Origin of the sequence: Rodentibacter rarus (assembly GCF_001998965.1) — a bacterium.
GTDB lineage: Bacteria > Pseudomonadota > Gammaproteobacteria > Enterobacterales > Pasteurellaceae > Rodentibacter > Rodentibacter rarus.
Window position 1 is genome coordinate 1 of sequence record NZ_MLHJ01000106.1, and the last position, 11,011, is coordinate 11,011.

Genomic DNA, 11,011 nt, shown 5'->3' on the forward strand with positions numbered 1-11,011 from the left:
CACTCCACGCTTAAACATTGATAGTATGTCTATGGGCTAAAAAACCCACCTGCATACTTAAGTTTCAGCACACTACCCAATCAATCCCTTCACCAAATCCGTCACAAATTCCAACCGCACTTTATTTTCGGAAAGATCTTTTATAAATTTGAATTTTAATGGGCCGTCAAAGCGGTACACAATGGGTTCTTTTTGGATGAGTTGGAGGAATTTTTCCGGGTCAATTCTCGCATTGGGTGAAAATTCAATGAAACCGCCTTGAGTTCCTGCATCAATTCGTAACACTTGTAGAGGCTCAACCAATAGACGCAATTCGGCAATTTGCAGTAAATTTTTCGTTGCTTCGGGTAGCAATCCAAAGCGGTCGATCAGTTCGACTTTTAATTCATCCAATTCTTGCTTAGTTTGTGCGGCGGCAATACGTTTATAAAAAGATAAACGCATATTCACATCGCCTAAATAGTCGTCCGGTAGCAATGCTGGAATACGCAACTCAATTTCTGCATGTTGTTGAGTTAATTCCTCTAGAGAAGGTTCTCGCCCCTCTTTTAAGGCTTTCACTGCCGCATCAAGTAATTCCATATAAAGGGAAAAACCAATGGTTTCAATTTGTCCGCTTTGTTCATTACCCAGCAATTCCCCTGCACCACGAATTTCTAAATCATGAGTGGCAAGAATGAACCCCGCCCCAAGATTATCTAAACTTTCCAAAGCCTCAAGGCGACGCTCTGCATCTTTAGTCATCATTTTCGGTGGCGGGGTCAGCAAATAAGCGTAAGCTTGATGATGAGAGCGCCCCACCCGACCACGCAGTTGATGCAATTGCGCCAAACCAAAATGGTCTGCCCGTTCGATGATAATGGTGTTGGCCGTTGGCACATCAATCCCCGTTTCAATAATGGTTGAACAAACCAACACATTGTAACGTTGGTGATAAAAATCGCTCATCACCCGCTCTAACTCACGTTCACGCATTTGTCCATGCCCAACCACTACTCTTGCTTCCGGTACAAGTGCGGTCAATTTTTCTGCGGCATTTTCAATGCTCGCCACATCGTTGTGTAAATAATAAACCTGTCCACCCCGCAAAATTTCCCGCAAAATGGCTTCACGCACCACTAAATCCTCTTTTTGGCGTACGAAGGTTTTAATGCTCAAACGTCGAGCCGGGGGAGTAGAAATAATGGAAAGATCACGAATACCGTGCATTGCCATATTCAGGGTTCGGGGAATTGGGGTGGCAGTGAGGGTGAGAATATCAATATTGGCGCGTAACTGTTTAATCTTTTCTTTTTGACTAACACCAAAACGATGCTCTTCATCAATAATCAATAAACCGAGGTCGTGAAATTTCACATCAGATTGAATGAGTTTATGCGTGCCAATCAAAATATCCACTTTGCCTTCTGCAAGATTTTGCAAAACTTGTTTTTGTTCTTTCGCCGTTTTAAAGCGTGATAGCACTTCTACGTTCACCGGTAAATTCGCAAAACGATCTTTAAAATTTTCATAATGTTGTTGGGCAAGCAAGGTGGTCGGCACTAAAACCGCCACTTGTTTATGGTTCATTACCGCCAAAAATGCCGCACGCATCGCCACTTCGGTTTTACCAAAGCCCACATCACCACAAACTAAACGATCCATCGCTTTAGGTTGGCACATATCGGAAATGACAGCGTTAATCGCCATTTCTTGATCGTGAGTTTCTTCAAAAGGGAAGGTGGCGGCAAATTGTTGAAATTCTTCACGATCATATTTAAAGGCAAAGCCTTTTTTCGCTTCACGTTGTGCATAAACATCTAACAGATCCGCTGCCACATCACGGATTTTTTCTGCTGCTTTTTGGCGTGATTTCACCCAAGCTTCATTACCCAATTTATGCAATGGCGCACTTTCATCAGAACCGCCTACATAGCGACTAATCAAATGTAAGGAAGTCACCGGCACATAAAGTTTGGCCTCGTTAGCATAATTTAGGAGCAAATATTCTGCTTTGATTCCCCCTGCATCAAGGGTGACTAAGCCGCCATAACGCCCCACACCATGATCCAAATGAACCACAGGTTGGCCAATTTTAAGTTCCGCCAAATTCCGCACAAGGGTATCCGGATTAATGGTTTTACGCTTATCACGCTGACGCTGTTGCACCCGTTCACCCAATAAATTCGCTTCACCAATAATGGCTAATGGGGAAGATTGTTCAAGAATAAAACCCTGCTCAAAGGTACTCACCAACAAACTCAATTTTTCTTGTTTAGCCTCGGCGAGAGAGGGAATTTGTTTCGGTTTAATTTTTAAGGGTTGAAGCAAATCAAGCAAAGTTTCCCGACGCCCTTCCGTTTCTACGGAAAACACAATATTGCCGTTAAAATGTTCAATAAATTGACGAAGTTGCCCAAGTGGCTCTTTTTGTTGTGATTGAATGGCAATCGCCGGTAATAGGCTTACCGGTAAATTTTTCTGACGTACAGATGACCGCACTTTTTCATTTTTCAGTGTCATTCGCGGATAGGCTTTCAATTGACGATTCACTTCATCTATCGTCAACCATAAGCGTTCCGGCGGTAATAAAGGACGCATCGGATCCGCTTTGCGTTGTTCATAACGCTGTGTCGCATCTTGATAAAAACGTATGCTTTGCGCTTGATTTGCCTCCATATCTACAAACAGGGTTTGAGGTGGAAGATAATCAAATAAAGTTGCCATTTCAGCAAAAAACAATGGCTGCCAATATTCAATACCGGAAATTAATGTGCCTTTGCTGATCTGTTGATAAATATGTTCCGGATCACGGCGGATTTCACCGAAGGTTTCTCTAAATTGCGTGCGGAAAAACTCAATCCCCTTTTCATCTGTTGGAAATTCCTGAGCCGGCAAAAGATTAATAGATTGAATTTCATCGAGTGTACGTTGTGTATCCACATCAAAAGTGCGGATAGAATCAATTTCATCATCAAAAAAATCTAAACGAAAAGGCAAGCTACTACCCATTGGGAAAAGATCAAGCAATGAACCCCGTAGCGCATATTCACCATGTTCCAACACTTGCTCTACGGCGCGATAACCGGCGGCTTCCAATTGTAAGCGCATCTTGTCAATACTTAAGCGATCCCCTTTTTTGATCAATAAAACATAATGTTGTAAATATTGCGGCGGGCAAAGGCGTTGCATTAGGGTGGAAATCGGCAATAAAAAAATGCCTTTTTTCGCATTCTGCAAATGAAAAAGCGCACTCAGACGGGAGGAAATAATATCTTGATGGGGAGAAAAAGTATCATAAGGCAAAGTTTCCCAGTCAGGAAAGAGTCTCACTTCTTGCCCGTTTAATTGCGATAAAATACCGGATAAACGCACTGCACTTCGGGTATCGGGTGTCACGACTACGGTTAAATTTGGGTGCTGTTTGGCAATTTCGCTAATGGCTAAAGCATCCGCATCAGGAAAGACATTACCTAAAATTTTATGGTCGTTTGGGGTGGAAGGAATATCGAGTTGGAAAAAAGCGGTTTTCATAAATAATGCGTCAATCTCTGATAAAAATTGACGCATAGTTTACTGAATTAAAAAAGGGGATTCAAGCTGAAAATCTGTATAAAAAAACAGGTTATTTTTTAAAGAGTGAATCTTCTTTGCGCAAATTTCCGTTTTCATCTTCCCGCATTTTTGGCACACCACAACAACTTGGGGAATCAAGATCGTAGGTTTTAAGAAAATTATCATATTTTTCTAAAGCCTGTTTAAACCATCCTTTTGGTTTCTCTGTTTTTTCTGTTGTCGTCATAAACGTTCCTCTAAATATTGTTTAATTTCTAAACGAAAACATTCTACGCTTTTTTTCTTGTTAAAGGGAAGTTGTTTTTTCGTTAAATAGCCCAAAAGTTGTGGAAAATGACTTTCGCCCTGCGCTTTCAACAAACGGCAAATAGCGGGTATTGAAGAAAATAACGTGCGGTGATAATAGGCGAAATGGCTTAAACTTTGCCAATCTTCCTCACTAAGCGACCAATCAATTTCACCTTGCCTCATTGTTTCAGCCAAAGGATGAGCCAATAACCCTAGATTACGTTGAAATTGTCGCTGTGCAATTTTTACAAACGCTACACCTTCTTCCGATATGCCTTTCAAGGCAATAGCGGAATAGCAACCGCTACTGGCTTCCAAATGTTCCCCTAAATGCACCAAAACAAAACCGCACTTTTGCCAGAAATTTGCTAATTCTTGCGTATAACCAAAACTGACAGAAAGAAAATCCACCGTTGATTTTTGCATTGTGTTCACTAACGCCATCCCTATCCCCAGCTGTTGCCAATGAGGTTGTACCGCAATGCGGGAAATACGCTGAGAACGCAATCGGCAAGCCTGAGAAAAATTGGAATGAAAACAAAGTGCTTGAGGCACAAGGTTTCCTTTGGGGCGGCGAATTCCTTTTTGAATTTGCTCAATCAGCGCCTCATCATTCATTCCGCCTTCTTCCAATGCCCAAATTGCACCAATCAGTTGATGTTGATCTGAGGCGAGGTAAAAACGTTGTCCTTCTCCATCAAACAAACGGCGTAAATCAATAGGGGAAGTTCGATAATGGGCTAATGTCATCAAGCCATAAAAGGATTCCGGCGAGCGGATAAGTTGAGACTGTGGAACTTCATAAATTTGAAGATTACTCCGTGGGTTATACACAATTTGCTCAAATTTATCTTCGGCATCCAACAACAAAAGATCTTCAATAAAATGTTCGAGGGGGTCATTTTCTTCCCAACGCAAAGGTTGGTAAAGCTCAAAGTGTTGAAAAGTGCGGTGAATTTTTTGCTTAAATTTTAATTCAAAACCACGCCCCGTGCCTTCATAGCTGTGAATTGTGGTGCTAAAAACAATGTGGCGAAAATGTTGAGAAAATTGCTGTAATAAGGATAAGGGGAGCATTGCTGCTTCATCCACGAAAAGCCAAGCACTTTCAGAAAATGCGGCATCTTGTTGTAATCGTTGGATTAATTCGTCAGGCGCAATAAATTCAATCTTTCCTTTGGCAAAACTATACAATGTATTGACCGCACTTTTATTGGGGGCGGTGAGGTAAATCGGTTCATCAATTCGATTAGCCAGCATACCTAACAAAGCAGATTTTCCCCGCCCTCGTTTTGCCGTCAAAAAATAAAGATCACACTGCCTTTGTAAAATTGCCTCAATAATTTGTTGCTGCTCATCCGTCGCCTGCTTTTGCTTTTCTTCATAACTAAAAACGGGAGGAAAACTGACCGCACTTGCTTTTTGTAAAATCGGGAAATGAGAGCGTGCGATACATTGTTTGAAGTGATGAATAAAATGGGGCGTGCAAATCACCGACTGATTTCCGTTCCAACGAAGGCTATCCATATCCGAATGTTTTTCTAAATCTTCCCAAGTGGAAAGTAACAAACAGAAGGTTCCCCCTCTTTTTAGTGTTCCACTTGCAATGGCAAGGGCCTCTAAATGAATACCCTGTCTGGCATCAAATAAAATATGTTCAAATTCTTGCCCCAGTAGATTCACCGCTTTAGAAAAAGGCATCCCCAGCTCTCCAAGGATTAATACTTGTGGAGGCAAAAATTCAGGGAGTACATCAGAAATAAGCACTTGGCATTGGCGAGTTGGCATAGGGAATCCTTTATTATTTTGGCGCATTTTAGCGAAATTTTGATGTTCTATAAAACCTGTAAAATTTTGACCGCACTTTCCTTTCAAGGATACTCCATTATTTGCTGTCTATTTTGACATCATTGTGAATAAACTTTGATCCAAATCACACTTTTGCGATAAATCCTTTCGCAACAATATTGAGTTGCGCAATCGTTTACACTATGCTTGCCCCGTTTTTTTATCACATTAGGAGTAGCTAATGATTCAAGTAATCGTTGCCGCTCACGGCAAACTTGCCGCAGAGTTGGTAAACTCTTCTGAAATGGTGTTTGGCGAAGTGGAAGGTCTCCACGGCGTCACATTCGTTCCGGGAGAAGGACAAGACACCTTGGTGGAAAAATATGAAGCGATTATCGCTGAATGTGATCCCGCCGATTCAGTGTTATTTTTGGTGGATTTATTCGGTGGTAGCCCCTATAACGCGGCAGCTCGAGTGGCGGCAAAACGCCCACAAGATGATATTGTCACTGGGGTGAGCTTACCGATGTTGTTGGAAGTGTTGGATGCAAAAGACGATGCCAAATCAGCAGAAGATCTCGCCACAACAGCAAAAGAAGTGGGGGTGATGGCAGTAAAAAGCTACCGCAAACCCGATGAAACCGCCTCCTTTAGCTCAGCAGAAGATACAGCGGTCGCCTCATCAGAAGATGTGGAACCGGAAGAAGATAATACACAATATGATCCGAACGGTCGTATGAGTGTGAACCTATTGCGAATTGATGACCGTTTAATCCATGGTCAAGTGGCGACATCTTGGGCAAAAGCGGTGAAATGCGAGGCGATTTTTGCTATCAGTGATGAAGTGGCGAATGATGAACTTCGCAAAGAATTGTTACTCCAAATTGCCCCTCCTCATTTGAAAGCCTATGTGATTTCGGTGGATAAAGCAATTAAGGTGTATAACAACCCGAAATACGCCAGCCGTAATATCTTAATGTTAGTCACCAAACCGGAAGATGCGGTGCGTTTAATTGAAGGAGGGCTACGTATTGATACCATCAATGTTGGGGGAATGACGCACAAAGAAGGCAATAAACAACTTTCTGATGCCGTCACCGTTAATCCATCGAATGTGGAAGCATTCAAAAAATTACTTGATATGGGTGTCAAACTCTCACTTCAGAAAGTGGCCGCCAATAAACCGGTTGAGCTAACCCGTGAAAAATTAGATTCAATTAAATTTTAGGAGAGCCTTTTATGTCAACAATGGAACTCATTTTAGTCGTACTGGTTGCGGCAATCTGCGGTATGGGAAGCGTGTTAGATGAACGTCAAACCCACCGCCCACTTTTTGCTTGTACCATGATTGGTTTGGTTTTAGGTGATCTTGAAACCGGTATCATTCTTGGCGGTACATTAGAGATGATCGCCCTAGGCTGGATGAACGTAGGTGCGGCTATGGCACCGGATGCCGCATTGGCAAGCGTTATTTCAGCGATTTTAGTCATCAAAGGCGGACAATCCGTGGGTACAGCCATTGCTATTGCAGTACCGGTGGCGGCAGCAGGTCAAGTATTAACTATTTTTGTTCGTACTTTAACCATTTTCCTACAACACAAAGCCGATAAATTTGCAGAACAAGCCAACTTCCGTGGCATTGAATTTTGTCACTTTGCCGGTCTTTCTCTACAAGCCTTACGGGTGGCACTGCCTGCTTTAGCTGTGGGTTTAGTGGCGGGCACCGATACAGTAACCAGTGCATTAGATGCGATCCCTGAAGTGATCACCCGTGGTCTACAAATTGCTGGTGGCTTCATTGTGGTGGTCGGTTATGCGATGGTTATCAACATGATGCGTGCAGGGGCGTTAATGCCGTTCTTCTTCCTTGGTTTTGTGATTGCCTCCTTTACTAACTATAACTTAGTGGGATTAGGTATTTTAGGTACCTGCTTGGCGATGCTTTATATCCAGTTAAATCCTCGCTTTAACCAAGCCGCAATGCCTGTTGCCAGCAAAAGAAAATTAGCCGATAACGAATTAGAAGGTCTATAAGGAGCGCATTATGTCAGATCAAAAAGTGACACTTACTAAAGGTGATATTTTAAAAACCTACTTCCGTTCAACGTTCCTTTTAGGTTCATTCAACTTTGAACGTATGCAATCAATGGGATTTTGTGTTTCGATGATCCCAACTATCAAACGTTTATACAGCAAAAAAGAGGATCAAGCGGCGGCATTAAAACGTCACCTTGAATTCTTCAACACCCAACCTTGGGTGGGTTCCGCCATTATGGGGGTCACCGCTGCAATGGAACAGGAACGTGCCAACGGTGCAAAAGATGTAGATGATGCAGCAATCAGTGGGGTAAAAGTGGGCTTAATGGGGCCACTTGCCGGTGTGGGTGACCCGATTTTCTGGGGCACATTACGCCCTGTTTTAGCGGCACTGGGTGCCGGTATTGCCTTAACAGGTAGCATTTTAGGCCCACTTTTGTTCTTTATTTTAATTAACGTGATTCGTGCCTTAACCCGTTGGTATGGGTTTAAATACGGTTATGAAAAAGGTACAGAAATCGTTTCTGATATGGGCGGCGGTCGTTTACAAAAAATTACTCAGGGGGCTTCCATTTTGGGCCTCTTTGTGATGGGCTCACTCGTTTCAAAATGGACAAGTATCAATGTGCCATTAGAACTCACCCGTTATAACAATCAACTTGGTGAAGAAGTCGTCGTTACCCTTCAAGGCGTATTAAACGATCTGCTTCCGGGCTTGCTCGCCTTATTGCTCACTTTCTTATGTATGTACTTATTGCGTAAAAAAGTGAATGCGATGCTCATTATCTTTGCCCTATTTGGGGTGGGGATCTTAGGTTACTGGGCTGGTATTCTTGCCTAATACTTGAAAAATCAAACCATAAGGGCGTATGATAACGCCCTTATTTTTTAGGAAAACATAATGAAATTTAAAGACTTAATACAAGCACCGCCAAGTGAAACCTATATAAAGAACAGCTCTCGCCTTGTTTCCGGTCTCTTTATTATCGGCGGATTACTTTATTATCCCACAAAGGGTTATGGCACGCTCATCGCCCTAGCCTTAGCACTCATCGTGTTATTCGGTCAAAAAATGTTGCTCACTCAAGCCAATAAAGATTTCAATGATATGTATCAAGCAAAACAATTTTTTGAACAAACGCATAATGTTGATTATCTACGTTTTATCATGGCCCGTTCCGAGCAAATGCTAAAGGATAATAAAGTCCTGTCTGATAAAGCAAAACGTGAAATTCAGCAATTGCGGGATTATTCCGAAGAAAGATTGGAGAAGGAAAATTCATAAAAAAATGACCGCACTTTTAATCCAAAGTGCGATCATGTCGTTATAACTTTAAATAATCTTCCAATTCTTTTACATTCGTTTGCCAATGAGTATTGAGCTCATTAAGCCAATTTTCAATATTATCTTTCCAATTTAGAACCTGATTACATTGTATTTTTTCCGCAAGTTGCTGTAATGCGACTAAACCAATTGAGCCTGCCGCACCTTTAATTTTATGAGCAATATCGACAACATCTTTCTGCACAGAAGGATCGTCTAAATACGCAGCGAATGCATTGTTTAATTCTTGTAGATAAAGCGGCATCATTTTTTTAAATAACATTAAATTCTGCTCTGTTTGTGCTTTACCTAATAGCTCAATTAATTCTATATTTAATGACTGATGAGATGGTTTTTCCACCTCATTAAACGTGTTCGTTATACTGTCATCGCCCAAAAAAAGATGAAAACATTGCTTCAACTCGTTCAGTGCAAGCGGCTTACGTAATACTCCATCCATTCCCTTCGCTTGATATTCCTTTACATTTTGCATCACATTTGCTGTAAAGGCGACGAGCGGTGGGAGAAAATCATAAATACCTTCTTCATATTTCCGGCGTAAGTGTGTCGCAATATCAAAACCGGACATATCCGGTAATTTAATATCAAGCAAAACAATATCATAGACATTACGCTCAAATAGTTGAATCGCTTCTTTCCCATTCATTGCGACATCGACACGATGACCTAATTTTTCCAGCACATTTTTTGCAACGACAATATTCAACTCAATATCCTCAACCAATAAAACCGACAAGTTCGCCGGTTGAGAAAAGGTATGACTATCTACGGAATGCGCTTCCTTAGCCTGTATACTCAGGTGAAATGTCGAGCCTTTACCAATTTGGCTTTCTACCCATAGATCTCCTTGCATTAATAAAGCAATATTTTTTGATATAGCAAGTCCAATTCCGCTACCTGAAGAACGATTTTTATTTTCCTTCACCTGATAATACATTTTAAAAATATTATCCCATTCACATTGGGCGATACCACAACCAGTATCAGAAACGCTAAAATGATAAATATTATTTTCTGAAGAAGAAACGAGTAATTTAATCTCCCCTTTTTCAGTAAATTTCACTGCATTCGCAATCAAATTCCAAAGAATCTGACTTAATCTTGCACTATCCAAATAGAGTAAATCGGGTAAATTTGAGGTTATTTCTAAAGAAAATTTGAGATTTTTAGGCTCTACCATTAAAACAGCAAAATTTTGAATATCATTCAAAAGAGCATTGAGGTTTGTGGGCTGAAGATTTAGTTCTAATCGTTTTGTATCAAGTTTATTTAAATCAATAATATCACTAAAAATATGCCCCAAATTGACCGCACTTACATTAATCGTTTTGAGGTAGCTTTGCTGCTCCGGCGTTAAATCGCCATCTAATAGAATCCGGCTTAATCCAATAATACCGTTTAAAGGCGTTCGCAATTCATGGCTTATTGTCGCCATTAGATTACTTTTATCACGATGGATTTCCTCCAAATTATCAAGAGCAATGGAAAGTTTATTTTCAGTTTGTTTACGCTCTGAAACTTCTTTTTTAAGCTCAGTAACGCTACGAGAAAGCTGAATACGGGAAGATTCAAGCCGTTCGACCAAAACAGCAAAAAAGTAAATGACAAAAGGTGCAGACATTAATCCAAAAATAATTGAACGGGCAATATCAATCCAGTAAATATCCCCAATAATAAAAAGGCTTAATAATATTTGTAAAGAAAGAGCAAATATAGCCAACAAAAAAATACCAAGTAAGGAAAATTTAAACCGTCCAAGGCGGATGAGCCAATCAATATAACGTTGAGCAAGGGATTTTAAATATCTCATAAAATTTTTATCAAAAAAGGGAGAGTAGTAACATTCTAGCACTAGGCGACAGGATAAGAAATCAAAGAATATTCAACATATAACGTATTTTGATTAATCTCAAATAAGGTCAGTTTTCGGAATTTGTTGTATTATAGAAAAACGATAGGAATGGGATTGACTGGTTGGTTAATAAGTTTATTTGAGGG

General features: G+C 40.8%; 8 protein-coding genes. 4 read left to right on the plus strand and 4 right to left on the minus strand.

The window, feature by feature from the left end:
* Window positions 1–72: 72 nt before the first annotated feature.
* The 3 genes from mfd to BKK50_RS09985 all read right to left on the minus strand — a co-directional run bounded on the left by mfd (window position 73) and on the right by BKK50_RS09985 (window position 5,631).
* Window positions 73–3,513, minus strand: coding sequence for a transcription-repair coupling factor (gene mfd / locus BKK50_RS09980; protein WP_077417665.1), 3,441 nt, complete (start codon window positions 3,511–3,513; stop codon window positions 73–75).
* Between the two features lie 91 nt (window positions 3,514–3,604).
* On the minus strand, window positions 3,605–3,781 hold the full coding sequence (locus BKK50_RS12490) for a DUF5363 family protein (RefSeq protein ID WP_158074666.1): 177 nt from the start codon (window positions 3,779–3,781) through the stop codon (window positions 3,605–3,607).
* On the minus strand, window positions 3,778–5,631 hold the full coding sequence (locus BKK50_RS09985) for a tRNA(Met) cytidine acetyltransferase TmcA (RefSeq protein WP_077417659.1): 1,854 nt from the start codon (window positions 5,629–5,631) through the stop codon (window positions 3,778–3,780). The genes BKK50_RS12490 and BKK50_RS09985 overlap by 4 nt, the downstream gene beginning before the upstream one ends.
* Window positions 5,632–5,872: 241 nt before the next feature.
* On the opposite strand from BKK50_RS09985, the gene BKK50_RS09990 reads away from it, so the two are divergent.
* Genes BKK50_RS09990 through BKK50_RS10005 form a run of 4 tightly spaced genes read left to right on the plus strand, consistent with a single transcriptional unit; the run spans window position 5,873 to window position 8,953 of the window.
* Window positions 5,873–6,859 carry a mannose/fructose/sorbose PTS transporter subunit IIA gene (locus BKK50_RS09990; protein ID WP_077417660.1) on the plus strand — a complete coding sequence of 329 codons (987 nt, stop codon included), beginning with the start codon at window positions 5,873–5,875 and terminating at the stop codon, window positions 6,857–6,859.
* 11 nt (window positions 6,860–6,870) lie between these two features.
* Window positions 6,871–7,665 (plus strand): PTS mannose/fructose/sorbose transporter subunit IIC, encoded by a 795-nt coding sequence (locus tag BKK50_RS09995; RefSeq protein ID WP_077417661.1) that lies wholly within the window; start codon window positions 6,871–6,873, stop codon window positions 7,663–7,665.
* A 10-nt stretch (window positions 7,666–7,675) separates the two neighbouring features.
* Window positions 7,676–8,509 carry a PTS mannose transporter subunit IID gene (gene manZ / locus BKK50_RS10000; RefSeq protein WP_077417662.1) on the plus strand — a complete coding sequence of 278 codons (834 nt, stop codon included), beginning with the start codon at window positions 7,676–7,678 and terminating at the stop codon, window positions 8,507–8,509.
* A 60-nt stretch (window positions 8,510–8,569) separates the two neighbouring features.
* Complete coding sequence (locus BKK50_RS10005) at window positions 8,570–8,953, plus strand: hypothetical protein (RefSeq protein WP_077417663.1); 384 nt, start codon at window positions 8,570–8,572, stop codon at window positions 8,951–8,953.
* Between the two features lie 40 nt (window positions 8,954–8,993).
* On the opposite strand, the gene BKK50_RS10010 is transcribed toward BKK50_RS10005, so the two are convergent.
* On the minus strand, window positions 8,994–10,823 hold the full coding sequence (locus BKK50_RS10010) for an ATP-binding protein (protein ID WP_077417664.1): 1,830 nt from the start codon (window positions 10,821–10,823) through the stop codon (window positions 8,994–8,996).
* Window positions 10,824–11,011: the final 188 nt, after the last annotated feature.